Source organism: Knoellia terrae (assembly GCF_048606435.1).
GTDB classification, from domain to species: Bacteria; Actinomycetota; Actinomycetes; order Actinomycetales; family Dermatophilaceae; genus Knoellia; species Knoellia terrae.
The window spans coordinates 74,423-101,358 of record NZ_JBMBWH010000005.1 but is presented as its reverse complement, the minus strand read 5'-3'; the positions used below and the strand labels follow the sequence as shown (position 1 = coordinate 101,358).

Annotated in this window: 27 protein-coding genes; 16 read left to right on the top strand and 11 right to left on the bottom strand. The window is 72.5% G+C overall.

Translation table 11 applies throughout. The features are described 5' to 3' along the window. Positions 1 to 6: 6 nt before the first annotated feature. Both qcrC and ctaE read right to left on the bottom strand, forming a co-directional pair. A complete protein-coding gene (gene qcrC, locus ACOJV9_RS08820; protein WP_420184827.1) occupies positions 7 to 810 on the bottom strand; it encodes a cytochrome bc1 complex diheme cytochrome c subunit in 804 nt (267 codons plus the stop codon). Between the two features lie 64 nt (positions 811 to 874). Continuing rightward, positions 875 to 1,525 carry an aa3-type cytochrome oxidase subunit III gene (ctaE, locus tag ACOJV9_RS08815; protein WP_474544484.1) on the bottom strand — a complete coding sequence of 217 codons (651 nt, stop codon included), beginning with the start codon at positions 1,523 to 1,525 and terminating at the stop codon, positions 875 to 877. A 100-nt stretch (positions 1,526 to 1,625) separates the two neighbouring features. On the opposite strand from ctaE, the gene ACOJV9_RS08810 reads away from it, so the two are divergent. Together ACOJV9_RS08810 and trpD are read left to right on the top strand one after the other, a co-directional pair. Beyond that, the gene (locus tag ACOJV9_RS08810; protein WP_420184826.1) at positions 1,626 to 2,084 is read left to right on the top strand and encodes a response regulator transcription factor; all 459 of its coding nucleotides are present in this window, start codon (positions 1,626 to 1,628) and stop codon (positions 2,082 to 2,084) included. A gap of 1 nt (position 2,085) precedes the next feature. Then, positions 2,086 to 3,156, top strand: coding sequence for an anthranilate phosphoribosyltransferase (gene trpD, locus ACOJV9_RS08805; RefSeq protein ID WP_420184825.1), 1,071 nt, complete (start codon positions 2,086 to 2,088; stop codon positions 3,154 to 3,156). 121 nt (positions 3,157 to 3,277) lie between these two features. On the opposite strand, the gene ACOJV9_RS08800 is transcribed toward trpD, so the two are convergent. Both ACOJV9_RS08800 and ACOJV9_RS08795 read right to left on the bottom strand, forming a co-directional pair. Further along, a complete protein-coding gene (locus ACOJV9_RS08800) occupies positions 3,278 to 3,556 on the bottom strand; it encodes an Lrp/AsnC family transcriptional regulator (protein ID WP_420184824.1) in 279 nt (92 codons plus the stop codon). 129 nt (positions 3,557 to 3,685) lie between these two features. Next, positions 3,686 to 5,401, bottom strand: a complete 1,716-nt coding sequence (locus ACOJV9_RS08795; RefSeq protein WP_420184823.1) for a DEDD exonuclease domain-containing protein — start codon at positions 5,399 to 5,401, stop codon at positions 3,686 to 3,688. A gap of 119 nt (positions 5,402 to 5,520) precedes the next feature. Here ACOJV9_RS08795 and ACOJV9_RS08790 point away from each other — a divergent pair, with 119 nt between their 5' ends. Both ACOJV9_RS08790 and ACOJV9_RS08785 read left to right on the top strand, forming a co-directional pair. Then, entirely contained in the window at positions 5,521 to 5,778 is a 258-nt protein-coding gene (locus ACOJV9_RS08790) for a hypothetical protein (protein WP_420184822.1), read from the top strand. A gap of 23 nt (positions 5,779 to 5,801) precedes the next feature. Next, positions 5,802 to 6,815, top strand: coding sequence for a hypothetical protein (locus tag ACOJV9_RS08785; RefSeq protein ID WP_420184821.1), 1,014 nt, complete (start codon positions 5,802 to 5,804; stop codon positions 6,813 to 6,815). On the opposite strand, the gene ACOJV9_RS08780 is transcribed toward ACOJV9_RS08785, so the two are convergent. After that, positions 6,766 to 8,163, bottom strand: a complete 1,398-nt coding sequence (locus ACOJV9_RS08780) for a hypothetical protein (RefSeq protein WP_420184820.1) — start codon at positions 8,161 to 8,163, stop codon at positions 6,766 to 6,768. The two genes, ACOJV9_RS08785 and ACOJV9_RS08780, sit on opposite strands and share 50 nt — an antisense overlap. Then, the gene (locus ACOJV9_RS08775; protein ID WP_420184819.1) at positions 8,144 to 9,934 is read right to left on the bottom strand and encodes an AMP-dependent synthetase/ligase; all 1,791 of its coding nucleotides are present in this window, start codon (positions 9,932 to 9,934) and stop codon (positions 8,144 to 8,146) included. The genes ACOJV9_RS08780 and ACOJV9_RS08775 overlap by 20 nt, the downstream gene beginning before the upstream one ends. A gap of 119 nt (positions 9,935 to 10,053) precedes the next feature. On the opposite strand from ACOJV9_RS08775, the gene ACOJV9_RS08770 reads away from it, so the two are divergent. Genes ACOJV9_RS08770 through ACOJV9_RS08750 form a run of 5 tightly spaced genes read left to right on the top strand, consistent with a single transcriptional unit; the run spans position 10,054 to position 13,884 of the window. Beyond that, a complete protein-coding gene (locus ACOJV9_RS08770; protein ID WP_420184818.1) occupies positions 10,054 to 10,506 on the top strand; it encodes an SRPBCC family protein in 453 nt (150 codons plus the stop codon). A 31-nt stretch (positions 10,507 to 10,537) separates the two neighbouring features. Next, positions 10,538 to 11,758: an ArsA family ATPase gene (locus ACOJV9_RS08765; protein WP_420184817.1), complete on the top strand. Its 1,221-nt coding sequence runs from the start codon at positions 10,538 to 10,540 to the stop codon at positions 11,756 to 11,758. Next, positions 11,748 to 12,131, top strand: coding sequence for a hypothetical protein (locus tag ACOJV9_RS08760; protein WP_420184816.1), 384 nt, complete (start codon positions 11,748 to 11,750; stop codon positions 12,129 to 12,131). Before ACOJV9_RS08765 ends, ACOJV9_RS08760 begins: the two co-directional genes overlap by 11 nt. Further along, complete coding sequence (locus ACOJV9_RS08755) at positions 12,128 to 13,090, top strand: ROK family glucokinase (RefSeq protein WP_420184815.1); 963 nt, start codon at positions 12,128 to 12,130, stop codon at positions 13,088 to 13,090. The genes ACOJV9_RS08760 and ACOJV9_RS08755 overlap by 4 nt, the downstream gene beginning before the upstream one ends. Next, the gene (locus ACOJV9_RS08750; RefSeq protein ID WP_420184974.1) at positions 13,087 to 13,884 is read left to right on the top strand and encodes an endonuclease/exonuclease/phosphatase family protein; all 798 of its coding nucleotides are present in this window, start codon (positions 13,087 to 13,089) and stop codon (positions 13,882 to 13,884) included. Before ACOJV9_RS08755 ends, ACOJV9_RS08750 begins: the two co-directional genes overlap by 4 nt. 12 nt (positions 13,885 to 13,896) lie before the next feature. Here ACOJV9_RS08750 and ACOJV9_RS08745 read toward each other — a convergent pair whose 3' ends face one another. Beyond that, positions 13,897 to 14,517: a hypothetical protein gene (locus ACOJV9_RS08745; RefSeq protein ID WP_420184814.1), complete on the bottom strand. Its 621-nt coding sequence runs from the start codon at positions 14,515 to 14,517 to the stop codon at positions 13,897 to 13,899. A 119-nt stretch (positions 14,518 to 14,636) separates the two neighbouring features. Here ACOJV9_RS08745 and ACOJV9_RS08740 point away from each other — a divergent pair, with 119 nt between their 5' ends. The 5 genes from ACOJV9_RS08740 to ACOJV9_RS08720 all read left to right on the top strand — a co-directional run bounded on the left by ACOJV9_RS08740 (position 14,637) and on the right by ACOJV9_RS08720 (position 19,827). Further along, complete coding sequence (locus ACOJV9_RS08740; RefSeq protein ID WP_420184813.1) at positions 14,637 to 15,449, top strand: lysophospholipid acyltransferase family protein; 813 nt, start codon at positions 14,637 to 14,639, stop codon at positions 15,447 to 15,449. Further along, a complete protein-coding gene (gene macS / locus ACOJV9_RS08735; protein ID WP_420184812.1) occupies positions 15,424 to 16,638 on the top strand; it encodes a MacS family sensor histidine kinase in 1,215 nt (404 codons plus the stop codon). The genes ACOJV9_RS08740 and macS overlap by 26 nt, the downstream gene beginning before the upstream one ends. After that, positions 16,635 to 17,321: a response regulator gene (locus tag ACOJV9_RS08730; RefSeq protein ID WP_420184811.1), complete on the top strand. Its 687-nt coding sequence runs from the start codon at positions 16,635 to 16,637 to the stop codon at positions 17,319 to 17,321. The genes macS and ACOJV9_RS08730 overlap by 4 nt, the downstream gene beginning before the upstream one ends. Before the next feature lie 74 nt (positions 17,322 to 17,395). Further along, positions 17,396 to 18,751 (top strand): class II 3-deoxy-7-phosphoheptulonate synthase, encoded by a 1,356-nt coding sequence (locus ACOJV9_RS08725; RefSeq protein ID WP_420184810.1) that lies wholly within the window; start codon positions 17,396 to 17,398, stop codon positions 18,749 to 18,751. Then, complete coding sequence (locus tag ACOJV9_RS08720) at positions 18,748 to 19,827, top strand: threonine aldolase family protein (RefSeq protein WP_420184809.1); 1,080 nt, start codon at positions 18,748 to 18,750, stop codon at positions 19,825 to 19,827. The genes ACOJV9_RS08725 and ACOJV9_RS08720 overlap by 4 nt, the downstream gene beginning before the upstream one ends. 74 nt (positions 19,828 to 19,901) lie before the next feature. Here the strand turns inward: ACOJV9_RS08720 and ACOJV9_RS08715 are convergent, their stop codons facing one another. From ACOJV9_RS08715 to ACOJV9_RS08705, 3 genes are read right to left on the bottom strand one after another with little or no spacing between them, the layout of a single operon-like run. Further along, the gene (locus tag ACOJV9_RS08715; RefSeq protein WP_420184808.1) at positions 19,902 to 20,837 is read right to left on the bottom strand and encodes a DMT family transporter; all 936 of its coding nucleotides are present in this window, start codon (positions 20,835 to 20,837) and stop codon (positions 19,902 to 19,904) included. Position 20,838: 1 nt separating this feature from the next. Beyond that, complete coding sequence (gene pknB, locus ACOJV9_RS08710; protein ID WP_420184807.1) at positions 20,839 to 22,785, bottom strand: Stk1 family PASTA domain-containing Ser/Thr kinase; 1,947 nt, start codon at positions 22,783 to 22,785, stop codon at positions 20,839 to 20,841. A 59-nt stretch (positions 22,786 to 22,844) separates the two neighbouring features. Then, the gene (locus ACOJV9_RS08705; protein ID WP_420184806.1) at positions 22,845 to 23,960 is read right to left on the bottom strand and encodes a lytic transglycosylase; all 1,116 of its coding nucleotides are present in this window, start codon (positions 23,958 to 23,960) and stop codon (positions 22,845 to 22,847) included. Between the two features lie 130 nt (positions 23,961 to 24,090). On the opposite strand from ACOJV9_RS08705, the gene ACOJV9_RS08700 reads away from it, so the two are divergent. Next, entirely contained in the window at positions 24,091 to 24,480 is a 390-nt protein-coding gene (locus tag ACOJV9_RS08700; protein ID WP_420184805.1) for an Rv2175c family DNA-binding protein, read from the top strand. A gap of 333 nt (positions 24,481 to 24,813) precedes the next feature. On the opposite strand, the gene ACOJV9_RS08695 is transcribed toward ACOJV9_RS08700, so the two are convergent. After that, positions 24,814 to 25,899: a polyprenyl synthetase family protein gene (locus tag ACOJV9_RS08695; RefSeq protein WP_420184804.1), complete on the bottom strand. Its 1,086-nt coding sequence runs from the start codon at positions 25,897 to 25,899 to the stop codon at positions 24,814 to 24,816. 71 nt (positions 25,900 to 25,970) lie between these two features. On the opposite strand from ACOJV9_RS08695, the gene metF reads away from it, so the two are divergent. Then, positions 25,971 to 26,858 (top strand): methylenetetrahydrofolate reductase [NAD(P)H], encoded by an 888-nt coding sequence (gene metF / locus ACOJV9_RS08690; protein ID WP_420184803.1) that lies wholly within the window; start codon positions 25,971 to 25,973, stop codon positions 26,856 to 26,858. The last annotated feature ends 78 nt before the right edge of the window (positions 26,859 to 26,936 follow it).

Genomic DNA, 26,936 nt, shown 5'->3' with positions numbered 1-26,936 from the left:
CATGGCTCAGGCGGACTTCTGGCCGAGCCACACGGAGATGGCGATGAGGATGCCCAGTCCGAAGAACCAGGCGAACCAGCCCTCAGTCACCGGGCCGAGGGAGCCGAGGGCGTGTCCACCCTGCTGGGGAGCGTCGTCGATCACCTTGAGGAAGGCGATGATGTCCCGCTTCTCCTCGGGGGCGATGTTGGCGTCGTTGAAGACCGGCATCTGCTGGGGACCGGTCTGCATCGCCTCGTAGATGTGCTTGGGGGAGACGCCGTCGAGGGACGGTGCGTACTTGCCGCGCGTCAACGCCCCACCGGAGCCGGCGAAGTTGTGGCACATGGCGCAGTTCACCCGGAAGATCTCGCCGCCCTTGGCAGGGTCACCATCGGCGGGGTCGACGTCCTCCTCGGAGGGGACGGCCGGACCAGGAGCCAGGGAGGCGATGTAGGCGCCCATCTGGTCGATCTGCTCCTGGTCGAACTGCACCGTGCCCTGGGGGGCCTGGACCGCGGGCTGGCGCATCGGCATACGACCGGTGCCCACCTGGAAGTCCACCGCCGCGGCACCCACGCCGGCGAGCGGGGGTCCGGCGATCTGGTCATCGACCCCGGTGGCGCGGCCCTCGGCGTTGACGCCGTGGCACGAGGCGCAGTTGGCGACGAAGAGCTTCTTGCCGGCGGCGACGTCCTCGGTGCTGCTCGCCTCGGCCTGGGCCGGCTGGGGCGCCACGGCTGCGTAGGCGAACCCGGTCACGAGGAGGCCGAGCATGAGCAGAAGGGCGATCGCTGCCGGGTGCCGGCGGCGGGCGGCCAGTGCGTTCACGGTGCGGTCCTGTCGGGGGTCTCGAAGGGGGATGGTCCGATTCTGAGGCTCACGTCCGACAGCCTCACTGCAGGAGGTAGATCATCGCGAAGAGCGCGATCCAGACGACGTCGACGAAGTGCCAGTAGTAGGAGGTGACGATGGCGCCGGTCTCCTGAAGGTGCGAGTACCGGCGGGTGGTGAACGTGCGCCCGATGATGAGCAGGAAGGCGATGAGACCGCCGGTCACGTGCATGCCGTGGAAGCCGGTGGCGAGGTAGAAGATCGACGAGTACGAGTCGGTGCTGAGCGTGATGCCCTCGTGCACGAGGTGCGCGTACTCGTAGACCTGGCCGGCGATGAAGATCGAGCCGAAGACGTAGGTGAGGACGTACCACTCACGCATGCCCCAGCCCTTGACGTCGAGCAGGCCGCCGGTGCGGGCGACCTGGCCGCGCTCGGCCTTCCAGACGCCCAGCTGGCACCAGACCGACGAGATGACGAGGACGAGGGTGTTGGCGGCCGCGAACGGCACGTTGAGCTGCTCCGTGCGCTCCGCCCACTGGCCCGGCAGGTTGCCCCGCAGGGAGAAGTAGAAGGCGAAGAGGGCGGCGAAGAACATGAGCTCGCTGGCGAGCCACACCATGGTGCCCACGGCCACCATGTTGGGCCGCGTCGCGGGACCGTAGTCCGGGATGCTGGGGACCGGACCGGAGACTCGAGTCGCTGCTTCTATCGCCACCCGGTCATTATGGCCGTTATCCCTGTGGAGCGCTGCACCGACCCCCGACTCGGTGGGTCCGTCGGGGCAAACCTCCCGTGACTAGGATGACGGCATGACCTCACCGCACGCGGCTGCCCCTGCGCAGACCGGACCCGGGACCCGCTCGGCCGACGGAGTCCACCGGGTTTCGGTCCTGCTCTACAGCGACGACATCACCACTCGCGACGCCGTCCGCGCCGCGGCCGGGCGTCGCCCCGCACGCGACGTCGAGATCACCCGCTGGCTCGAGTGCGCGACTGCGTTCGCCGTGACCGAGGCGCTCGACGCCGGCGGCTGGGACGTCGTCGTCCTCGACGGCGAGGCGGCCAAGAACGGTGGCCTGGGACTGTGCCGCGAGCTCAAGAACGAGATCTACCAGTGCCCCCCGGTCCTCGTCCTCACCGGTCGCCCCCAGGACGGCTGGCTCGCCGCGTGGTCGCTGGCGGACGACGCGGTCCCGCATCCTCTCGACCCGATCAAGGTCGCCGAGGCGATCGCGGGTCTCGCGCGCACGCGCGCCGCGGCGCTCTGACGTGTCGGCCACGGCGGCCTCGGGCCCCACGTGGCCCGACCTGCTGACCCGCCTCCTCGCCCGCGAGGACCTCTCGCTCGAGGAGTCACGGTGGGCGATGGACCGGATCATGAGCGGCGAGGCGAGCGTCGCCCAGGTGGCCGGCTTCCTCATGGCCCTGCGGTCCAAGATCGAGTCGGTCGCCGAGGTGCGGGGGCTCGCCGACGTCATGCTCGAGCACGCGCGCCGGATCGAGGTGCCGGGCGAGACGATCGACATCGTCGGCACGGGGGGTGACCGCTTCGGCACGGTCAACATCTCGACGATGTCGTCCGTGGTGATCGCGGCCACCGGCCTGCGGGTCGTCAAGCACGGTAACCGCGCCGCCTCGTCGAAGTCGGGCTCGGCGGACGTCCTCGAGTCCCTCGGGGTCAACCTCACCCTCACCCCTGAGCAGGTCCGGCAGGTGGCCCTCGACGCCGGCATCACCTTCTGCTTCGCGCAGACCTTCCACCCGTCGATGCGCTTCGCCGGACCGGCCCGCGCCGAGCTCGGGGTGGCCACCGCGTTCAACCTGCTCGGCCCGTTGACCAACCCGGCACAGCCGACGTATGCCGCGGTCGGCGTCGCGGACGCCCGTTTCCTCCCTGTCATCGCCGGTGTGTTCGCGGACCGTGGCTCGTCGGCCGCGGTCTTCCGCGGTGACGAGGGTCTCGACGAGATGTCGATCGCGGGCCCGACCACGGTGCTGTGGGTCCGTGACGGCGCGGTCAGCGAGCTCTCGGTGCACCCCGCCGATGTCGGCCTCGACGTGTCGAGCATCGACAGCATCAAGGGGGGCCTGGCCGAGGACAACGCGGAGGTCGCCCGTCGCGTCTTCGCCGGTGACCGGGGCCCGGCCCGTGACGCGGTCCTCCTCAACGTCGGGACGGCCCTCGCGGTTGCTGCCGGGTCCACGGGCAGCTCCGCGACCGAGGTCCACGAGGCCATCCGGAGCGGCGTGTCCAGGGCGGCACAGGTGATCGACTCCGGGGAGGCCGCCGCCCAGCTGGACCGGTGGGTCACGGCCAGCCGCGCGGTCGTGTCCGCCTGACCCTCGGTCCCAGCTTTTGCTCCGCATGCGGGAACCTGCGGGGTCCGGAGGCTTCGGTTCCCTCCGGACGCCCACATTCCGCCCATGAGGAGCGAAAGCTGGGATGACGCGGGGGAGGCGGTTACTCGAGGCCGAGGCTGAAGGCGGCCTCGAGGTCGTGCCTGGAGTAGGCCTGGAAGGCGATGTGCGTCGCCGTGCCCGTCACGCCGACGACCTTGTTGAGCCGGTCGGCGATGACGCTGGCGAGCTCGTCGTGCTGACGCACCCGCACCATGGCGATGAGGTCGGCGTCACCGGCGACCGAGTAGACCTCGCTGACGCCGTCGAGCTCGGCGACCTCCTGGGCCACCTCGGGGATCCGGTCGACGTCGGCGGTGATGAGGACGATGGCAGTGATCACGCCTCGCAGCGTAGTCGGCTCGGTCCGGCGCCCAGACGTTGTCGTGGCAGGCCATGAGCTCGGCGCGCTGGTCCTCCCTCTCCTGCGCACACTCCTGTCGCCGCGGGTCGATGCCGTCGGGCCCCGAGACTAGGCCGAGCGGAACCCGGGGGTGCTCCACTTCGACGCCTCCACCGGCTCGAGCTCCTGCCGCACGCCGGTGGCCCCACCCACGGGGCAGGTCCACGTACCGACGATGTCGACGATCCTCACCCCGGGAGCGTCCAGCCATCGCAGGACCTTCTCGCTCTCCTCGGGCGTGGCGGCGGTGGACGGGGGCAGGGGTGCGGGCACCACCTCGGCGCTCGCCCGCAGCGCCTCGACGTAGGGCATCGGGTCCGCGCCGCGGGGCGACGACGTGCTTCCCGCGAGCCGGCCGTAGCGGATGCACATGACCTCCCAGCCCCCGGTCTCGCTGCGCCGTGCGGCGACGAGCTCGGCGGTGCGGGCCAGCGGGTCGAGGCGCTGCGCCCGCGAGGCCCCCCGGACGAGGCTGATCATCCGGTCGCGCACGACGCCCGCGTCCTCGAAGCGCTGCTGCTCGGCCAGGTGGTCCATCCGGTGCCGCCAGGTCGAGACCGCGGACCGCGCGTCGCCGGTGAGCAGCTCGACCGCCTCGGCGACGACCTCGGCGTACTCGTCGACGCTCTGGCTGCCGTTGCAGGGGGCGCCGCACCGGCCCATGTCGGCAAGGGCGCACGCCGAGCGCATCCGGGTGACCGACAGGCGCTCGAGGCACTGGCGCAGCGGCACGATCTCGTGGACCCCGGCGACCGCGTCGTCGGCCGAGCCTCGAGAGGCGAAGGGTCCGATGTAGCGGGCGCCGTCGGCGGCGACGTCGCGCACGATGGACAGGCGCGGGAACGGCTCGACGGTGAGCTTGACCCACCAGGCGCGCTCCGGGTGGCGGGACCTGCGGTTGTAGCGCGGCTTGTGCTCCTTGATGAGCCGGAGCTCGCGCACCTCGGCCTCGAGCGGCGTGGCGCAGACGATGGGGGTGACCGACTCGGCGATGCGGACCATCTCGGCCATCCGCCGGCGCTGCTCGGAGGCGGTGAAGTAGCTGCGCACCCGGGTGCGGATCGACACCGACGTCCCGACGTAGAGGACGCGCCCCTGCCCGTCCTTGAAGAGGTAGACCCCCGGGGCCTCGGGCAGGTGGTCGGCGAGGTGGCGCTTGCGCCGCGTGGCGCTCGGCACCCGGGAGGAGTAGCCCTTGAGCTCCTCGAGCGAGTGCACCCCGAGCGAGCCGACGCGCGCGATGAGGCCGTGCAGCACGTCGACCGTGGCGCGGGCGTCGTGCAGGGCGCGGTGGTCGGGCACGGTCGTGGCCCCGAAGAGCCGCGCGAGCGAGCCGAGCCGGTGGTTGGGCACCTCGTCACGGGACACGAGCTGGCGGGCCAGGTGCACGGTGTCGACGACGGGGAAGCGGGGCCAGTCACGGTCAGCCCTCGCGCAGGCCGCCTTGAGGAAGGAGATGTCGAAGCCGGCGTTGTGGGCGACGAGCACCGACCCGGCGGCGAACTCGAGGAAGGCGACGAGCGCGGGCTCGACGCGCGGGGCGTCGCGGACCATCGCGTCGGTGATGCCGGTGAGCACCGTGATGAAGGCGGGGATCGGCTCGCCGGGGTTGACGAAGGTCTGGAACTCGCCGAGCACCTCACCCCCGCGGACCTTGACCGCACCGATCTCGGTGATGCCGCACTCGCTCGGGCTGCCGCCGGTCGTCTCGAGGTCGACGACGACGAACGTCACGTCGGACAGGGGGGTGCCCAGGTCGTCGAGGGTGCCCTGGACCATCCGCATGGGAGGGAGGCTAGGTGCGGGCGCCGACAGACCCGCGGAGGCCGGGCCGGGCCGGGAGAGAGAAGGGCTGTCGGTGCCCGCTCCTAGCGTAGGCGGTGCCCGATGAAAGGGGTGACGACATGACGTCCGACCTGACCCGTGACAGCCTGACCATCCTCTGCTCGCGCTGCCCGGTGCGCGAGCTCCACTGCGGGGACTGCATGGTGACCGCGATGGTGGACCCTGCGGCGATGGGGCTCGGCACCGAGCTCCCGCTCGACGCGGACGAACGCGCTGCCGTGACGGCGTGCGTGCGTGCGGGACTTCTCTCGGCGGAGGCGGCGGCGACCGTTCGCTCCGAGCGGGTGCCGTTCGACATCGGCCGTGCGGTCGGGTGAGCCCCGCCTGACACCATGGTCGCGTGCCCGCCCGCCGATGCCGTATGCCGTGGAGCGCCCTGCGCGCCCGCGTCACGGTGGCCGCCCTGGTCGGTGCTGCCACCCTGGGCGCGAGCGGCTGCAGCGACGGTCCACCGGAGCCGACGACCACGACCCCCAGCGGCCGCAGCGCTGCCACGGAGCTCCCGGCCACCCCGGAGCCGGCGCCCACTCCCCGGCCCACCCTCGCCCCCCGCACGCCCGGGACCGACCTCGCGCCGGCGCCGCTACCGGGCGCCCGCACCGTCATCGGCCGGTTCAGCACCGTCAGCGGCACCGTCGACGAGGCGACGCTCACGGCATACGCCACGATGGCGGACCGGGCAGTCGCGCAGGTCGAACGGCACTGGACGCGCCCCTGGTCCAGACGCCTCACGGTCGTGGCCCCCGCCGACACGAGTGCCTTCCGCGAGCTGGTCGGCCGACCGGACGACCTCAGCCAGGTCGCAGCCGTCACCGAGGGACCCCTCGACCCCACGACCGGCCTGGCTAGCGCCGACCGCATCGTCCTCAACCCGGACGCCTTCGCGACCCTGACCACCACCGGCCGGCAGTTCGTGCTCACCCATGAGGGCACGCACGTCGCCGTGCGGTCCTCGCTGGCCGGTGCCGCCCCGCTCTGGCTGACCGAGGGGTACGCCGACCACGTCGGCTACTCGGGCTCCGGGCGCCGCACGACCGAGCTCGCGGCCGCGCTGCTCGCCGAGGTGGACGCGGGAAGGGGGCCGACCCGCCTGCCCACGCTGGCCGACTTCGACCCGGCCCAGGGCGAGATCGCTCCCACCTACCTCGCCTCGTGGCTCGCGGTCGACCTCGTCGCCCGCCGCCACGGTGCGGCGACGCTGCAGCGGTTCTACGAGGCGTCGGTGGTCGACGGCTCCCCGGCGCAGGCCGAGGCGGCGACGGACCGTGCCTTCGCCGAGGTGCTCGGCACGACTCGCGCCGAGTTCACGCGGCGCTGGCTCTCCGAGCTGGCTCTGCTCGCCGGCCCGAAGTGACCTGCGGCTCCGTGCGCGCCGGCACGGCCAGGGACACGGCGACGAGGGCGGCGCTCAGCCAGTACTGGTTGTAGAACGCCTGCTTGTTGACGAGGTTGGCGGCGAGCAGGACGAACGCGAACCACCGCAGCAGCTCGTCCGTGCCGGGCTGGCGACGGTGGACCAGCCACCCTGCGACCCCGAGCGCCCCGAGCACGACCACGCCGGTGACCCAGAACGGCAGCGTCACCCCGTGCTCGTTGAGGAAGTACAGGTACCACGTGTTCGCGAACCGGATCGGGTGGAAGCCCAGCAGCAGGGTGACCGTGTCGTGGACGAAGTCGGCAGGCGAGGCGAGGAACCACGGGGCGATGAGGACTCCGGTGAGCGCCCCGGTCGCGATCGCCCTCTGCGGGCCGAACGGCTTCCAGAGCAGGAGCAGCGGCAGGAGCAGCGCGAGGTGCTGCTTGCTCGCGCACGCCAGCGCCAGCGGGGCCACGGCCCACCAGGCGTGCCCGCGCCGCACGAGCACCGCCCACCAGACGATCCCCGCAGCCAGCAGCGGCTCCGTCCACGACTGGTCGATCTGGGTCAGGGTGCCCGGGGCGACGACGAGCGCCGTGACGGGCAGCGCGGCGCGCAGGGCGGTCGTACAGGGGGTGCGCGGTGCGTCTCCGGCGGTCGGCCTGGCCAGGGCCCAGATGCCGGCGAAGAGCACGACCGACCAGAAGGCCAGCGCCCACCGCACGTCGCCGCCGAGCCAGCGGCCCGGCGCGAGCAGCACCGTGGTCCACGGCAGGTAGGTGAACGCGTCCTGGATGCCGGGGGAGTCGGTCCACGTCATGTCGTAGAAGTTCTCGCCGCGGGCCAGCGCGTCGCTCGCCTGCTGCAGCGTGACCCACACGTCGATCTTCGGGGCGGGGTCGCCGAGCGTCGTGATGGTCGCGGTGATGACGTGGCCGAGGACCGCCAGCCCGTATGCCGTCCGCGCCCGAACCGCTGTCGGCCGCGCCAGCAGCCCGGCGGCCCCCACGCCGACGACCCCCAGCGTCGCCAGCGATGCGGTCAGCGCCCCGTCACGCAGGTAGCTGAACAGCGGGACGGCCCACGTGATCCCGACCGAGGCGACGAGCACGACCGGGACGAGCCACCGCGGGGCCGAGTCGACCCGGGTGCGCCGCGCCAGCCACAGCCCGAGCCCGACCGCGCACACCGTGAGGGTGAGCACGATCGGCACGCGGAACCGGACGACGCTCCACTGGAGCACGCCGAGGTAGGCGAGCCAGCCCACCGCGAGCGCGTACGCGGCATACGGGGTCTGACGGGGTTCGTCGGGGGAGGGGGTGGGGTCAGCCGCCGTAGAGCGCATCGACCTCGTCCGCGTAGTCGCGCATGACGATGTTGCGCTTGAGCTTGAGCGACGGCGTGAGGTGGCCCGACTCCTCGGTGAAGTCGTTCTCGAGGACGGTGAACTTGCGGATCGACTCCGCCTTGGACACGGCGGAGTTCGCGTCGTCGACGGCCTTCTGCAGCTCGGCCAGCACCGTCTCGTCGGTGCGCGCCTTGGCCGGCGTGATGCCCTCGAGGCCGTGGTTGGCCGCCCACATCGGCAGCATCTCCTCGTCGAGCGTGAGGAGGGCGGAGATGAAGGGCTTCTGGTCCCCGACGACGATGCACTGGGAGACCAGCGGGTGGGACCGCAGGCGGTCCTCGAGCACGGCGGGGGCGACGTTCTTGCCGCCGGCCGTCACGAGGATCTCCTTCTTGCGACCGGTGATCCGCAGGTAGCCGTCCTCGTCGAGCTCGCCGATGTCACCCGTGTGGAACCATCCGTCACGGATGGCCTCGGTGGTCGCGTCGGCGTTGTTGCGGTAGGTCCCGAAGACGTTGACGCCCTTGGCGAGGATCTCGCCGTCCTCGGCGATGCGGATCGTCGTGCCGGGCAGCGGCGGGCCCACGGTGCCGATCTTGAGGGCGCCGGGCAGGTTGACGCAGATGGGGGCGGTGGTCTCGGTGAGGCCGTAGCCCTCGAGGATCGTCACGCCGATGCCGCGGAAGAAGTGGCCGAGTCGGGTGCCGAGCGGCGCGCCGCCGGAGACGGCGTACTGGACCTTGCCACCCATGGCGTCGCGGAGCTTGCCGTAGACGAGCTTGTCGAAGACCGCGTGCCTGGCCCGGAGGCCGAAGCCGACCGAGCCCTTCTCCGTGGCCTCGGACCACGCGATCGCGGTCTCGGCGGCCTTGGCGAAGATGTTGCCCTTGCCACCCGCGACGGCCTTGGCCTCGGCGGAGTTGTAGACCTTCTCGAACACCCGCGGCACGGCGAGGATGAAGGTGGGCTGGTAGCTCGCGAAGTCGTCGAGGAGCGTCTTGATGTCGGCGGAGTGCGCCATCTTCGCGCCCGAGGCCAGGCAGAGCACCTCGATGAACCGGGCGAAGACGTGGGCGAGGGGGAGGAACAGCAGGGTCGAGGCACCGTCGGCCGAGACGACCTCCGAGAGCCTGGCCGTGGTGTTCTCGGCGAGGTCGAGGAAGTTGCCGTGGGTCAGCTCGACGCCCTTGGGCCGGCCGGTGGTCCCGGAGGTGTAGATGATCGTCGCGACCGACTGCCGGTCGACCTCGGCCCGCGCCGCCTCCAGCGCCGCGTCGTCGGAGGCCGCTCCAGATGCAGCGAGGGTGTCGAGGTCACCGGTGTCGATGACCCAGGTGTGGGCGAGGGCGGTGAGGTTTCCCGAGATGCTGTCGACGGACCGCCGGTGCTTGTCGCTCTCGACGACGACGCCCACCGCGGAGGAGTCCTTGAGGATCCACTCGACCTGCTCGGGCGAGGAGGTCTCGTAGATCGGGACGGGCACGGCCCCGGCGGTCCACAGGGCGAAGTCGGCGAGGGTCCACTCGTAGCGGGTGCGGCACATGATGCCGACGGCGCTGCCCGGGGTGACGCCCGCCGCGAGGAAGCCCTTGGCCAGCGCGTCGACCTGGTCTCCGAACTCCTGGGCGGTGAGGTCCTTCCAGCCGTCGCCGTCGCGCACGGAGAACAGGGCGCGTGACGGGGTCTCGCGGCGATGCTTCGCGGGGAGGTCGGCGAGGCTGCCCTCGGTCGTGGTGGGGACGAGCGTGGGGGTGGACTTCTCGAGCAATGTGGTCTCCTTCGGCTGGTCCCGACGCCCTCGTCGGTCCAGGTCGCCAGCGGCGGACGGTGGATGCGCCATCCACCACTGCGATCCTAGGGGTAGCCCAGGTTGGGTAGCCTGCGCCCATGACCGATCGCACGTCCTCCTCCATCCACATCGCCGCCGACGCCGGCGCGGTGCTCGACGTCATCGCCGACTTCGAGTCCTACCCCGAGTGGGCCGAGCAGGTGAAGACGGCGACCGTCCTCAGCGAGGACGGCGACGGCTGGGCCGACCAGGTCGAGTACGTCCTCGACGCCGGTGCGATCAAGGACACCTACGTGCTCGAGTACGACTGGGACCGGGTCGCCGAGGACGGCTCCGGCTCGGTCTCCTGGAAGCTCGTGCGGGCCGGGGTGCTCAAGGCCCTCGACGGCGCCTACACGCTCAGCCAGGACGAGACGGGGACGACGGTCGACTACGCCCTGGCCGTCGACGTCCGCGTCCCCATGATCGGCATGCTCAAGCGCAAGGCCGAGAAGCTCATCGTCGACACGGCGCTCAAGGAGCTCAAGAAGCGCGTCGAGTCCGTCGCCTGAGCCCACGACGACGTCCTTCGCCCCGCCTGCTGTGAGCCCGCCCCCGCGCATCGTCCTCGTCACCGGCAAGGGCGGCGTCGGCAAGACGACGACGGCCGCGGCGCTCGCGGTCGAGTCGGCGCGGGCCGGCCGGCGCACGCTCGTCATGTCGACAGACGTCGCCCACAGCCTGGGGGACGCCCTGGAGATCGACCTGCGCACCTCGCCGAGCTGGGAGCAGACGGTCGAGGTCGAGCGGCGCCTGCACGCCCAGGCCGTCGGGTCGCGCACGAGCGTGGCCGCCGACTGGGCGACGATGCGCGACTACCTCCTCACGGTGCTGGGCTCCTTCGGGGTCGACCCGGTGGTCGCCGAGGAGCTGACGGCGCTGCCTGGGGCCGACGAGATCAGTGCCCTGCTCACGCTCGGTCACCATGCGACGAGCGGGGCGTGGGACGTCGTCGTCGTCGACTGCGCGCCGACGGCCGAGACGCTGCGCCTGCTCGCCCTGCCCGAGCTGCTCGGCTGGCACCTCGACCGGCTCCTGCCCACGCAGCGCCGCCTCCTCACGGCGATGCGCCCGGCCGCGGCCGCAGCCGCGGGGCTGCCCATGCCGGGCAACGCGGTGCTCGACGTGCTGACGACCTGGCGCGCGCACATGGCCGACGTCCGCTCGCTGCTCACCTCCGAGCGGGCGAGCGTGCGGATCGTCCTCACGCCGGAGAACGTCGTCATCGCCGAGGCACGCCGGATCCTCACGTCCCTGTCACTGCACGGGTATGCCGTCGACGCCGTCGTCGTCAACCGGGTCATCCCGGTCGACGACGACCCGTGGCGCTCCGCGTGGAACGCGGCGCAGAGCGCCGGCCTCGCCACGATCGTCGAGTCCTTCCACGGGACGCCTGTGCTCGTCGCGCCGTACCTCGCGGGCGAGCCGACCGGACCCGACGCGCTCGCCGACCTCGCCGGCCGGACCGATGCCCTCGACGGCGAGCTGCCACCGCTGGACGCACCGGTGCGAGGTGGCGGGCTGCGGGTCGAGCCCGACGGCGAGGAGTTCGTCCTGCTGCTGCCGCTCCCGCTGGCCCGGTCCGGTGACGTGGACCTGGCCCGCCGCGGTGACGACCTCGTCGTCGACGTCGGGGGTGTGCGGCGCGTCATCGCCCTCCCGTCGGTGCTCCGACGCTGCATCGTCAAGAATGCAGGGGTGCGCGCCGGAGAGCTCCGGGTGAGGTTCGTGCGCGACGAGGAGGTGTGGCCCCGTGGACGCTGACGCGCGACTCGATGCCGCCGTGGGTTCGGTGGCTGAGGAGGCGACCCGGCTGCTCGAGGCGCTCGGCCGCACCTCCGCATCGTCCATGAAGGATCCGACCGACGAGGAGGAGGACCTCGAGCACGCCCACGTCGCCATGGGTGATGGGGAGACGTGCACCTGGTGCCCCGTGTGCCGCTCGGTCGGCGTGCTGCGCAGCGTGAGCCCGGAGACCCTGAGCCGGCTCGCCGACCTGGCCGGTGCGGCGGCGACGGTGCTCGCCGACCTGGCCACCCGGCACACGGAGGAGGGCGCTCACGGACGAGGCGAGCCCGCCGACCGGACGACGCGCACCGAACCCATACCCGTCGTCGACGAGGAGGAGCTGTCGTGAGCCTGGCCATCGGGATCGACATCGGCGGGACCAAGGTCGCCGGCGGCGTGGTCGACGAGAATGGTGAGATCCGCGCCCGGGCACGTCGCGACACACCGCACCGCTCGAAGCGGCCCCAGGTCGTCGAGGACACCATCGTCGACGTCGTCCACGAGCTGATGTCACAGGAGCCGTCGGTGGAGGCGGTGGGCATCGGTGCGGCCGGCTTCGTCGCGGCCGACCGTGCCACGGTCGTCTTCGCCCCGCACCTGTCGTGGCGCGACGAGCCGCTGCGCGACGCGCTGCGCAAGCGGATCGACGTCCCGATCATGGTCGACAACGACGCCAACGCGGCGAGCTGGGCCGAGTGGCGCTTCGGGGCGGCCCAGGGCGAGTCGCACGTCGTCATGGTCAACCTCGGCACCGGCATCGGGGGCGCGATCGTCATGCACGGCGAGGTGATCCGCGGCCGCTACGGCATCGCCGGCGAGTTCGGCCACATGCAGGTCGTGCCAGAGGGCCAGCGGTGCGAGTGCGGCAACCGGGGGTGCTGGGAGCAGTACGCCTCCGGCAACGCGCTCGTGCGCGAGGCCCGCGCGATGATCCTCGCCAACTCCCCGGTGGCCTCCGACCTCGCCGCCCGGGTCGGCGGTCGCGCCGACGACCTCACCGGACCGATCGTCACCGAGGCGGCACGGGAGGGCGACCCGACCTCGATCGAGCTCCTCGCCGAGATCGGGCACTGGCTGGGCATCGGCATCGCCAACCTCGCGGCGGCCTTCGACCCCGGCACCTTCGTCATCGGCGGCGGCGTCTCGGCCGCCGGCGAGCTGCTCCTCGGGCCGGCCCGCGAGACCTTCCGCCGACGGCTGACCGGGCGCGGCTACCGGCCGGAGGCGCAGATCGTCGCGGCCCGCCTCGGCAACGAGGCCGGGCTCATCGGTGCCGCCGACCTCGCACGCAAGGACGCGGGCTCCTGACGACGATCCGGGTCGCGAGCTACAACACCCGCGACTTCCTCGAGGATCCGTATGCCGCGGCGCGGGTCGTGCGGGCGATCGACCCGGACGTGCTCTGCCTCCAGGAGGTGCCGCGACGGCTCTTCTCGACCCAGCGCGTCGCGAACTTCGCGAAGCACTGCGGGATGTACTGGTCGGGCCGGCACCGCGGCAGCGGTGGCACGACGATCTTCACGTCGCTGCGCGTCGACGTCGTCGAGTCGCGTCACACCCGCCTGCGCGTCGCGTTCCTCCAACGGACCCGCGGGTTCGCGCTCGCCCGCGTGGCCGCCCCTGGCCGGGAGCCGATCGCCGTCGCCAGCGTCCACCTCAGCCTCGACGCGCGCGAGCGCGCGGCCCACGCGCAGGTCATCCTGGCGGCCGTCAACGTCGGCGGCGAGGTGGTGCTCGCCGGGGACCTCAACGAGAACGAGTCGGGGCAGGCCTGGCAGGCCTTCGCAGGAGTGATGCGCCCGGTCTCGCCGCTGACCCCCACCTATCCGGCCGCCCGTCCGCGCAGGGTCCTCGACGTCATCTTCGCCTCGCCCGGTCTGCAGGCGGAGCCGCACGTGCCGCTGGACATCGCCGAGGCCGACCTCGTCGCGGCCAGCGACCACCGGCCCACGTGGGTCGACATCCGCCTGGACGAGCCCACGGCGGCGCAGGACCGGGCCGACGCGGCGGCGGAGGAGGTCAGCGAGTCGGTGACCGACGAGATGGTGCAGCACGCGGAGTCCGGCGGGCCGGGTTCGGCGGGATCCCCTGACGTCGCCTGAGCGGGGCGGCGGTCAGACGCGGGCGCCGTCGTCGTCGTCGAAGGGGTCGCGGTGAGCCGGCTGGCGCAGGACGAGCAGGCCGAAGCCGCCGAGGAAGAGGGCGATGCCGCCGAGGACCCACCAGCCGGCGTGGAACGGGGAGCTGAGGGCCACCCAGAGGAGCAGCAGCGGCCCACCGACGAGGCCGAGGAGCGCTCCCCAGTAGCCGATGTCCTCACCCGGCGGCAGGCTCACCGGACCCGGTTCGAAGTGGTCGTCCTCGGCGTCGATGCTCGGGCCCTGGCGCCACGACTCGGCAGCGGCAGGTCCGATGTCGGACCCGGTCCCCCCTCCCGGTGCGGGTGCCGTCGTCGGCACCGACGGCACCGACGGCACGGGTCCGGCCGCCGCCACGCGCCCCCCCGTGACGGCGTCCTCGGTGCCGTCGCGGTCCCCGAGCGGGTCGGGACGGGTCGTCTCCTCGGGCTCGCTGGGCTCGCTGGGCTCGTCGGGCTTGCTGGGCTCGTCACGGGTGAGTGCGGCATACGCCGTCGTGATGTCCTGGACGGTGCGCGGGCAGGGGGGCGGGGGAGCCTCGTCGTCCCACCGGGCGACGATCGCGTCGAACTGCGCGTCGATCTCACGGTCGCTCATGGCTGCCTCGGGGGAGTTGGGGACGAACACCGAAATCGTGCCACGTCGACGGCGGCGAGACAGCCTTGGGGCGCACATCCGGTGCACTAGAGTCGCTGTGATTCGACGAAAGGACGCCGGTGTTCTACTGGGTGCTCAAGACGCTGGTGCTGGGGCCGCTGCTCAAGCTGCTGTTCCGACCCTGGGTCGAGGGGGAGGAGCACGTCCCCGACACGGGCGGCGCCATCTTCGCGAGCAACCACCTGTCGTTCTCGGACTCGATCTTCCTGCCGCTGGTCGTGCACCGCCGCGTGACCTTCCTCGCGAAGTCCGACTACTTCACCGGCGTCGGCATCAAGGGCCGGCTCACGGCGGCCTTCTTCCGCGGTGTGGGCCAGGTGCCCGTCGACCGCTCCGGTGGCAAGGCCAGCGAGGCGGCCCTCAGCTCCGGTCTGAAGATCCTGCGCCGCGGTGAGGTGCTCGCGCTCTACCCCGAGGGGACCCGCTCGCCCGACGGGCGCCTCTACAAGGGCAAGACCGGTGTCGCGCGCATGGCCCTCGAGGCACGCGTCCCGGTCATCCCCGTCGCGATGATCGACACCGACAAGGCGCAGCCGACCGGCCAGGTCATCCCCAAGGTCATGCAGGTCGGCGTCCGGATCGGCACGCCGCTCGACTTCTCGCGCTATCAGGGCATGGAGGACGACCGCTTCGTCCTGCGCTCCATCACCGACGAGGTCATGTACGCACTCATGGAGCTCTCCGGCCAGGAGTACGTCGACATGTACGCCGGGTCGATGAAGGACCGGATCAGCCGCGCCAAGCGCCTCCGCCAGCAGGAGCAGGCGGAGGCCGCCCGGCCCGGCCGCGCCGTCGACGAGCTCGAGCGGGAGCTCGACGGTGTCGAGGCCTCCGACGGGACCCGCGGTGCCGACGAGCAACGCGCCGGCTGAGCACGCGCACCGTCGGGGGGCGCTTTTCGGGGTCACCGACAGGTCGGTCCGCACCGGTCGGTCGGAGCCGGTCGTCGTCGAGGCCTTCTCCCGCGGGCTGGACTGGTTCCGTCCGGCTGCGGCCGGCTACGCCGGACTGCTCGTCTGGGGTCGGCACGAGACGATGCTGCGCCCGTGGGTGGCGTTCACCGTCATCGCCGTCCTCATGGGGTTCAGCCTGCTCCTCCTCCTCTACCGGCGCCGGACGACGTGGCTGCTCGCCGTCGAGGTGGCACTCGCCGTCGGGGGCATCTTCGCGACGCTGCTCGCCGACCGTCCCCAGGACGTCGCCGCAGGCACGCTCACGCTCCCGACGATGTGGGCGGCGGGGTGCGTCGTCGGTGCCGCCGTCCTGCACGGCAGCCGGGGCGGGCTCGTCGTCGCCGCCATCGTGGCCGCCGCCGACCTTCTCGAGATCGGCGAGCCCAACGCCGGCACCTGGCACAACATCCTCCTGCTGTTCCTCCTCGGTGGCCTCATCGGCGTGGCGGTGGACCTCGCCCGCGAGGGCCTCCAGCGCTACGAGCGGGTCCTCGCCGAGCGTGAGCGGCTTCGGGAGCGCGAGCGGCTGGCCCGGGTGGTCCACGACGGTGTGCTCCAGACGCTCGCCTTCATCAACCGGCGCGGCGACGAGATCGGCGGCCCGGCTGCCGAGCTGGGCGCCCTGGCCGCCGAGCAGGAGCGTGCCCTGCGCCGGATGGTGACGCAGGACGTGACCGGGTCGCGCCCCGCCACGTCGGGGGGCGGTGAGGCGCAGGTCGACCTGAGGGTCCTCCTCGGTGCGCACGAGGGCGAGCGGGTCAGTGTGTCCCTGCCCGGGGTGCCGGTCCTGCTGGAGCAGCAGCGTGCGGAGGAGCTCGACGCTGCCGTGAGCGCGGCCCTGGACAACGTCACCCTCCACGCGGGCGAGGACGCCAGGGCATGGCTGCTCCTCGAGAACCACAGCGACAGCGTGACCGTCACCGTGCGCGACAACGGCATCGGTGACGAACCCGAGCACCTCCTGACCGCGGGCGAGCGCGGACGGCTCGGCGTGAGCCAGTCGATCGTGGGCCGCGCGCGCGACCTCGGCGGCGGAGCCGACGTCATCACCCGACCGGGCGGCGGCTGCCGCGTGGTCATCACCGTGCCTCGTGAGGAGAGCGCATGACCGACATCCCCCGACGCACGACGGTGCTCGTCGCCGACGACCACCCCCTGTGGCTCGGCGCCCTCGAGCGCGACCTCGTGCAGGCCGGGCTCGAGGTCGTCGCGACCGCGGCCGACGGTCCGGCGACGGTGCGACGCGCCCGGGCCACGCGGCCCGACGTCCTCGTCCTCGACCTCAACCTGCCGGGACTGCGCGGCGACGAGGTGTGCCGTGCGCTCGGCGACCTCGAGACCCGGGTCCTCATCCTCTCGGCCAGCGGCGAGCAGCTCGACGTCCTGGCGGCGATCAAGGCCGGAGCGACCGGCTACCTCGTCAAGTCCGCCTCCGGCCGCGAGATCGTCGACGCGGTGACCGCGACCGCGCGCGGTGAGGCGGTCTTCACCCCCGGCCTCGCCGGGCTGGTGCTGGGCGAGTTCCGCCGCATGGCGGCAGGCGACGTGGAGGCCGAGGCGGCGCCCCGGGCGGCGGGCCGGCCGATCCCCGAGCTGACCGACCGCGAGACCGAGGTGCTGCGCCTCGTCGCGACCGGCATGTCCTACAAGGAGATCGCCGCCGAGCTCGTCGTGTCGCACCGCACGGTGCAGAACCACGTCCAGAACACCCTCGGCAAGCTGCACCTGCACAACCGTGTCGAGCTGGTCCGCTTCGCCCTCGCCCGGGGACTGGAGGACGGGCCGGCCTGAGCCGAGCACGGGCGGCGACTGACCGGCATACGGGCGGCCGTCTGTCCCTGCGGCCACGCGCCTATCCTTGACGGGTGAGCCTGACCACGGACGCTGATGCACGCACTCTCCTCGAGGCGACCCCCGGCCTGACCGCTGCCCAGCAGCCCCTGTGGCCCGACGCCGCCGCCCTCCAGGCCGCCGTCGCGGAGCTCGCGGTCTATCCGCCCCTCGTCTTCGCCGGCGAGTGCGACGTGCTCCGCGACCGCATGGCCTCGGCCGGCCGTGGCGAGGCGTTCGTGCTGCAGGGCGGCGACTGCGCCGAGACCTTCGCCGGTGCGACCGCGGACAACATCAAGAACCGGATCAAGACGATCCTGCAGATGGCCGCGGTCCTCACCTACGGCGCCTCGGTGCCCGTGGTCAAGGTCGGCCGCATGGCCGGCCAGTTCGCCAAGCCGCGCAGCAGCAACACCGAGACCCGCGAGGACGTGACCCTGCCGGCCTACCGCGGCGACATGGTCAACGACTTCGAGTTCACCCCGGCCGCCCGGCACCCCGACCCCCAGCGGCTCGTGCGGGCCTACCACGCGAGCAGCGCGACGCTGAACCTCGTGCGCGCCTTCACCACGGGTGGGTTCGCCGACCTGAGGCACGTGCACGACTGGAACCGCGGCTTCGTCGCCAACGCCGCGAACCAGCGCTACGAGAAGCTCGCCCGCGACATCGACAAGGCGATGAAGTTCATGGCGGCCTGCGGCGCCGACTTCGAGGCGATGCGCACGACCGAGTTCTTCGCCGCCCACGAGGCGCTGATCCTCGACTACGAGCGGCCCCTGACCCGGGTCGACTCCCGCACGGGCAACCTCTACGACACCTCGGGACACTTCATCTGGATCGGTGAGCGCACGCGTGACATCGGTGGGGCCCACCTGGACTTCGTCAGCCGCATCCACAACCCCATCGGTGTCAAGGTCTCGGCCAAGGCCCACGTCGACGACCTGCTGCGGCTCATCGACCTCGTCGACCCCGAGCGCACCCCCGGCCGCCTCACCTTCATCACCCGGATGGGCGCCGGGCAGGTGCGCGAGTCGCTCCCGGCCGTGGTCGAGAAGGTGACGGCGAGCGGCGCCGCGGTGACGTGGATCTGCGACCCCATGCACGGCAACACGTTCGAGTCGGCCTCCGGCTACAAGACGCGAGACTTCGAGGACGTCGTCGACGAGGTGCGCGGCTTCTTCGAGGTCCACCAGTCGCTGGGCACGGTGCCGGGCGGCATCCACGTCGAGCTGACCGGCAACGACGTCACGGAGTGCATCGGAGGCTCGGAGAAGATCCTCGACGCCGACCTCAACAAGCGCTACGAGTCGGTCTGCGACCCGCGTCTCAACCACCAGCAGAGCCTGGAGCTGGCCTTCCTCGTCGCCGAGATGCTCAGCCGCGAGCCGTGAGCACGGCCCTGGCGTCCGCAGCGAAGCCCGGTATGCCGCGTCGCTGGGTCGCGGACCTGCTCTCGGACACGCTGACCCAGCCGACGCCTGCCATGCGCTCCGCGATGGCGCAGGCCCCCGTCGGTGACGACGTCTTCGGGGAGGACCCGACGGTCGCCGCCCTCGAGTCCCGGGTCGCCGGGCTGCTGGGTCACGAGGCGGCGCTCTACACACCGACCGGCTCGATGGCCAACCAGCTCGGCATGCGGCTGCACGTCGAGGCCGGCGAGGAGGTCATCGCCGACTCCCTCGCGCACGTCCTGCGCGCCGAGCTGGGCGCCGCCGCAGTGCTGTCCGGCATCTCCTCGCGCAGCTGGGCCGCGGATCGGGGGCGGCTCGTGCCGTCCGCCCCGCTGGGGCTGATGAGCACCGGCGCCGGGCCCTACCAGGTCGGCACCGCGCTCATCGTCGTCGAGAACACCCACAACTTCGGGGGTGGGACGATCCAGCCCCTCGACGCGATCCGCGAGGTCCGGCAGGCGAGCCGCGAGGCCGGCGTCGCCATGCACCTCGACGGTGCCCGCCTCTGGAACGCCCACGTCGCCACGGGGGTCCCGCTGGCCGACTACGGCCGCGAGTTCGACACCATCAGCGTGTGCCTGTCCAAGGGTCTCGGCGCTCCCGTGGGCTCCGTCCTCGTGGGATCGGCCGAGCTGATGGCGCGGGCGCGGGTCTGGCGCAAGCGCTTCGGTGGTGGCATGCGTCAGGTAGGCATCCTGGCTGCTGCCGGCCTGCACGCCCTCGACCACCACGTCGAGCGGCTGGCCGACGACCACGCGCGGGCCTCTCGCTTCGCGGCCGCCGTCGGCGCCGTCGCCCCCGCGGTCGTCGACCCCGCCCTCGTCGAGACCAACATCGTCATGCTCCAGCTGCCCGGGACCCGGTGGTCCCCCGCCGAGCTCGTCGAGGCCGCGGCAGCGCGCGGCATCAGGACGTATGCCGCTGGGCCGGCCGCCGTGCGCCTCGTCTGGCACCTCGACGTGGACGACGCCGCGACCGACGCCGCCGTCGAGGTCTTCACCGACCTGCTCGCCTGACCCCCCCGACTTCTTGCCGGTTTGGGTCACGGCTCGCTGCGCTCGCCCTGACCCAAACCGGCAAGAAGCGGAGGTCAGACGTCGTGGTGCAGGATCTCCACGGGTGGGTCCTCGAGGGCTGACGCGTCGTCGGGGTGAGAGCCGCTTCTGAGCTCCACGAGGTACATCGCCACGAGCACGAGGCCACCGCCGAGCAGCAGGCGCAGGGTCACCGACTCGTTCCCGAAGAGCACCGCGAAGACGGCCGCGAAGACCGGCTCCATCGCCATGACGATCGCCGCGCGCGTCGCCGTGAGGTGGGCCTGCGCCCACGTCTGGGCGAGCAGCGCCCCGGCCCCGGCGACGACGGCCATGTAGACCAGCGACGTCCACTGCCCGCCCGTGGCCGGCAACGCCAGCCCACCCGGCAACGCGCCCACCGAGCAGGTCACCGCGATGACGCCCGCCTGCACCGTCGACAGGCCGAGCGCGGTGGACCCGGTCGACCAGCGGCCGAGCGCGAGGATGTGCAGCGCGTAGACCGCGGCCGACCCGAGGGTGAGTGCCTCACCGAAGCCCATGGCCAGGCCCTGCAGCGACAGCACGCCGATGCCCACCGTCGCCAGCACCGAGGCTCCCCAGGCGACGGGCGGGACGTGGTCACGCAGGAGCAGCGCGCCGAGGACCGGCGTGAGCACGATGTAGGTGCCGGTGAGGAAGCCCGAGACCGAGGCCGCGGTGGTCTCCAGCCCGACGGTCTGCAGGAGCTGGGCCGCGGCGTAGAGCAGGCCGAGACCCGCGCCCAGCAGGGCCTCACGCCGGGTGAGCGCCAGGGTCTGGCGGTGGAAGAGCCCGAACATCAGGACGGCCGCGATGCCGAAGCGCACCGCGAGGAAGTCGGCCGACGGCACGTGGTCCACGAGGTCGCGGATGAGGAAGAAGGTGGAGCCCCAGACCGCCGTGACCGCGAGCAGGAGCAGCACGGCGAGGCGGGCCCGCCGGTCGGTGGCCGGCGGGGGAGAGATGCTCACCTCAGACCGTCGTCAAGGTGATGGTGGAGCCCCGGGGAACCTTGGTTCCCTGGCCGGGGTCCACCTTGCCCACGGTGCCGAAGTTGATGCCGGGGATGCCCCCTTGGACGATCTTCACGACGAAGCCGGCCGCCTCGAGCGTCTGCCGCACCGCGGTCGCCTGGCTGCCGACGAGCCCGCCGGGGACGGGAACGAGGACCGGTCCCTTGGACACGACGACGGAGACCTCGTCCCCCCTGAAGAGCGTGCCGTCGACGGGCTCCTGCCGCAGGACGGAGCCGGCCGGGACGGTGTCGCTGTTCTCCTCACCGGTGACCTCCAGGGCCAGCCCGGCCTTGTCGAACGCGGCCCGGGCGGCGTCGAGCGGGCGGCCGGTGAAGTCCTTGACCTGGATCGGCTGCCGCCCCTTGCTGACCGTGAGCGCGACGACGGCCCCGCGCTTGAGCGACGTGCCTGCCTCGGGGGCAGAGGCCATCACCTGGCCGGCCGGGACCTTCTCGTCGAACTTCTCGCTCACCTTGCCCCGCACGAGGTTGGCGCCGGTGATCTCGGACGTGGCGTCCGCCAGGCTCATCCCGGTGAGGGTCGGGACGGCATACCTCTCGGGTCCCTGGGAGACGACGACGGTCACGCCCGTTCCGCGCCGGACCTCGGCGTCGGCCTTCGGCGTCGTGGAGAGGACGAGGCCCTTGGCCACGGTCTCGCTGAAGGCGTCCTGACGGGTGGGGTCGAGGTGCTGGGCGCGCAGTGCCGACTCGGCCGTGGCCACAGGGGTCCCGACGACGGCCGGCACGACGGTCGGTGCGCCGGGCCCGGCGAGGAAGAACCACGCCGTGGCCGAGGCGATCGCCGCCGAGATGACGACGAGGACCCACGGCCACACGGCACGCCGCGGCTCGCGTGGCGGGCGCCGGCCCGCCGTGTGCCCGGCCGCACCAGCAGTGGCCGGCGGCGCTCCACGGACCTGGTCGCGCAGCGAGGTCGCGGGCAGAGCCTGCGTGGGGCGTTGGCGGTCGATCGGCAGAGCCGTCGTGCGGGTGGCCACCGACACCGCCGCGGCCGCACCGCCGGCGTCAGGGCGGTCGTCCAGCTCGTCCGCGGTCAGCTCCCGCCGGGCGGTGCGCACCATGCTCGCGAAGGCCGCGGCGTCGTCGGGGCGCCCGTCCGGGTCCCGGGAGGTCGCCGTCGCGACGAGCTCGTCGAGCACCGGGGCTGCCTCCGGCGCACGCGACAGCAGACGGGGCGCACCGGCATACACGTGCTGGTAGGCCACGTTGATCGCGGTGTCACCCTCGAAGGCCTTGGCGCCGGTGAGCATCTCGAAGAGCACGAGGCCTGCGGCGTAGACGTCGCTGCGCGCGTCGGCGATGCCGCGCTCGACCTGCTCCGGTGAGAGGTAGGCGACGGTGCCGAGCAGCATCCCGGTCGAGGACGTCACCGTCTGGGACGTCACAGCGCGGGCCAGGCCGAAGTCGGCCACCTTGACGGCGCCGTCCTCGCGCAGGATGACGTTCTCCGGCTTCACGTCGCGGTGGATGATGCCCGCGTGGTGCGCCACCGCCAGCGCGTCGAGCACCGGCAGGACGATGTCGAGCGCGGCCCGGGGCGTCAGTGCCCCCTCGGCGTCGAGGACCTCACGCAGGGTCTGGCCCGGGACGTACTCCATCGCGAGGAACATGTGACCGTCGTCCTCGCCCTGGTCGTAGACGGCGACGATCCCCGGGTGCGAGAGGCGGGCCGCCGAGCGCGCCTCGCGGTGGAAGCGGGACCGGAACGTCTCGTCCTGCGCGAGGTGGGGACGCATGACCTTGAGCGCGACCTCACGGTCGAGCCGCGTGTCGAGCGCGAGGTAGACCGTCGCCATCCCGCCGTCCGCGAGGCGCTCGAGGACCCGGTAGCGGCCGTCGAGGACCTCTCCGACGAGGCCGTCGGCATGAGCGGTGGACACCCGACGAGTGTACGGACCACCCGCCGGCGCCCCGTGCAGCCCGGCCCGCGTCGGGGAAGTCACATACGGCCCCTCAGCGCCTTGATCCCGGCGACGTAGCGCTTGGTGTCGCTGTACATCCCGCGTGACTGCACCGACGACAGTCCCTGGTAGTAGCCCGCGATGGCGATGTCCTCGGACGGTGCGGCCCGGGTCAGGGCGCGGAGCATGACCACGCCCGCTGTGACGTTGTCCTGGGCGTTGAGCAGGTCGAGCCGGCGACCGATGAGGGAGGAGGCCCACTCGCCCCCGGACGGGATGACCTGCATGATGCCGACGGCGTTGGCGACCGAGACCGCGCGCTGGTTCCAGCCCGACTCCTGCATGCCGATGGCGAGGGCGAGCCTGGGGTCGACGCCGTGCCGGCGGGCCGTCCTGATGATCATCGCCTTGGTCTGCGAGCGGGTCGGCACCTGCCGGTCCGCGAGGATCGCGCGGTTGCGGGCGGCGTTAGCCACGACCTTGTCGGAGTAGCGGATGCCGAAGAAGGTGTTGGACGCGTCCGCCTTGCGCTTCGCGGCGGCCGGGATGACGAGCCGCTGACCTGCCTGGATGACGGTGCCGCGCAGCCCGTTGGCCTTGACGATGGCGGAGACGGTGCGGCCGTGCCTGCCCGCGATGCCGAGCAGCGTGTCACCGGGACGGACCCGGTATGCCGTCCCGCGCGCCTTCGCGGGCGTCGCGGCCGGCGAGGCGGAGGCCCGGGAGGACGAGGACAGCCGCAGCACCTGGTCGGGAAAGATGAAGGACCGCGGCGAGATGCCGTTGGCCTTGGCGATGGAGGGCACCGTGGTCCCGTAGCGGGCGGCGATGCTCGTCAGCGTCTCGCCGGCACGCACCCGGTGCGTCCCCGCAGTGCGGGCGGTGGAGCGGGGGGCCGCCTTGGCGGTGGACCCGGCACGGCCGGGCACCTGGATCGTCGACCCGGCCCACAGCCGGCGGGCGTCCTGCAGGCCGTTCTTCACGGCGAGCGCGCGCGGCGTCGTCCGGAAGGTCGCGGCGAGGCCGATGAGGGTGTCACCGCTGCGCACCGTGTAGGAGGTCCACCCGTGGGGCGCGGGGGTGGCGTGGCTGACGGTGTGGGTCGGTACGAGAGCGACGGGGGGCACTGTCGCGGGGGGGAGGGCGATGACCATCGGTGGTCGTCCTTTCCGGGGAGGCGACGGGTGTCGTCGTCGGTTCTCGGCGTCATGGTGTCGGTGTGACTGGCGTGACGGATGTGACAGGCGGTTGACACAGTAGCGGCTGCACTCCGGGCGTGGTGGGATGTGGCACGCTGGCCTCGTGACCGACCACGACACCGACCTCGAGACCCTCGTCGGCCAGTGGCTGACCGTCCCGGACCTCGCCGAGCGGCTCTCGATCCCGCTCTCGGCGGTGCGCAAGCTCATCGACGACCGCGAGCTGCTGTCCGCCCGGATCGGCGAGCGCCACGTCGTCGCCGTCCCCGAGAAGTTCCTCGACGACGAGGGCGTCCTCCCCGCGCTCAAGGGGACGTTCACGGTGCTCGCCGACGGCGGCATGAAGGACGACGAGAGCCTGCGCTGGCTGTTCACCCCCGACACCACGCTGCCCGCCGAGGGTGCGCCGATCGACGCGCTGCGGGCGGGGTTCAAGACCGAGGTGCGGCGACGGGCCATGGAGCTCGCTCTCTAGTCCCGCACGACCTCGCTCACCTCGCGCACCCCGTCGCCGGGACATGCCGGTTCGCCGCAGTCCCATCCGCCCCTCGCGCGCTGCGCGCACTCACGGCTCCCGCCAGGCCCAGCCAGCGGCGAACCGGCATGTCCCGGCTCGGTTTTCGGCTCATCTCTTGGTTCGTGAGCCCTTGTTCGTCTCGCGGGCCTGATCGATCCGGCTCGGGACGGCATACGGGGCTCGCGAACCACTGTGGGTGGCGAGGGACTGGCGTCACGGTGAGGGGCGCGTGGCGTCCTCGGCGTCTGTGAGGTGAGGCGATCCTGTCGGCGGCGGGGGACGGACCTCTGGTCAGGCGGTGCGGGCGGTGGAGACGTCGATGAGGGCGTCGAGGACGGGGCGGGCATCGGGGGAGAGGCCGGTGGCGGCGGCGAGGGAGGTGCGGGCGCGGGTGGCGAGGCGGGTGATCTCGGCCTCGACGGCGTCGACGGCACCGGACTCGGTGATGAGGGTGCGGAGGTGGCCGACCGTCGTGGCGTCGAGGTGGGGGTCGCCCAGGTGGGTCCGCAGGAGGGCGCGGCCGGCGTCGTCGGTGCCGCTGAGGGTGTGGGCGATGAGCACGGTGCGCTTGCCCTCCCGCAGGTCGTCCCCGGCCGGCTTGCCGGTCGACTCCGGGTCGCCGAAGACGCCCAGGACGTCGTCGCGGAGCTGGAAGGCGTGCCCGAGGTCGAGACCGTAGGAGGAGAGGGGGGCGAGGTCGTCGGCGCCGAGGCCGCCCGAGGCGGCGCCGATGAGGAGGGGGTGCTCGACGGTGTACTTCGCGCTCTTGTAGCGGATGACCCGCTGGGCCCGGTCGATGCGCTCGTCCGCGGGCAGGTCGTCCCACGGTCGGACCGAGTCGACGACGTCGAGGAACTGGCCGGCCATGAGCTGGGTGCGCATGCGGTCGAAGACCTCGCGGCCCCGGGCGAGATCCTCGACGAGGAGCCCGGACGTGGCAACGAGCTCGTCGGTCCAGCTGAGGCAGAGGTTGCCCGCGAGGATCGCTCCGGCGAGGCCGAAGCGCTCGTCGTCACCGCCCCAGCCACGCTCGGTGTGGGCGGCGGCGAGCGCGCGGTGCGCGGCCGGCATACCCCGTCTGGTGTCGGAGTCGTCCATGACGTCGTCGTGGAGGAGCGCGGCGGCCTGGAAGAACTCCATGGCGGTCGCGAGGCGCACGAGCGCGTCCGAGTCGGGGCGGCCGGCGGCGCGGTGCCCCCAGTAGAGGAAGGCGGCGCGCAGCCGTTTGCCGCCTGCGAGGAGGGACCGGATGCGGTCGAGGAGGTCGGTGACGTCGGGGCCCAGCTCGTCGAGGACCGAGGCCTGGTGGAGCAGCTCGTCGTCGATGCAGGCCTGGACGCGGGCGCGCAGGTCGGCCTCGTCCAGCGGACTGGTCACGGACGCTCCTCGCATCTCAGGTGGTGTGTGTGGCGAGCCTACGGCCTGCCCACTGGACTAATCTCACCTGCATGGGACCCCGCACCATCCCCGCTCTGCTGGCCGCCGACAGGCCGTCGGTGAGCTTCGAGTTCTTCCCGCCCAAGGACGACGCGTCCGAGGCGGCGCTCTGGGACGCCATCCGTCGGCTCGAGCGAGTGCGCCCCGACTTCGTCTCGGTGACCTATGGCGCCGGCGGCTCGACCCAGGACCGGACCGTCCGCGTGACGGAGCGCATCGCCCGCGAGACGACGCTGACCCCCCTGGCGCACCTCACCTGCGTCGGCGCCTCCGTGGAGGACATCCGTCGCGTCGTCGGGCAGTATGCCGCGGCGGGCGTCCGCAACATCCTCGCCCTGCGCGGTGACCCGCCGGGCAACCCCGGCGGGGAGTGGGTGGCCCACCCCGAGGGCCTCAACCACGCGACCGACCTCGTCGCCCTCATCCGCACCCTCGGCGACTTCACGATCGGCGTGGCGGCCTTCCCCGACGTGCACCCGGCCTCTCCGGACCTCGACCACGACGTCGAGATCATGGTGCGCAAGGCCGACGCCGGCGCCTCCTTCGCGGTCACCCAGATGGTGTTCGACGCCGACAGCTACCTCCGGCTGCGCGACCGCGTCGCCGAGCGACGCGACCTCCCCATCACCCCCGGGCTGATGCCGGTGACCAACCTGCGCCAGATCACGCGCATGTCCGAGCTCATGGGGATGCCGCTGCCCCGACCGGTCGTCGACCGGCTGGAGGCCGTGGCCGACGACCCCGAGTCGGTGCGCGCCGTGGGGGTCGAGATCGCGACCGAGCTGGCCCAGCGGATGCTCGCCGAGGGCGCCCCCGGCCTGCACTTCATCACGATGAACCGGTCGACGGCCACGCTGGAGGTCTACGAGAACCTCGGTCTGTCCGCAGGCGCTCGCTGAACCCCGGCAGGTCGTCGACCTGAGTACGTCGTCACGGGCGACCTGAGTATCCGTACTGATCCCGCCACCACCCGTTCG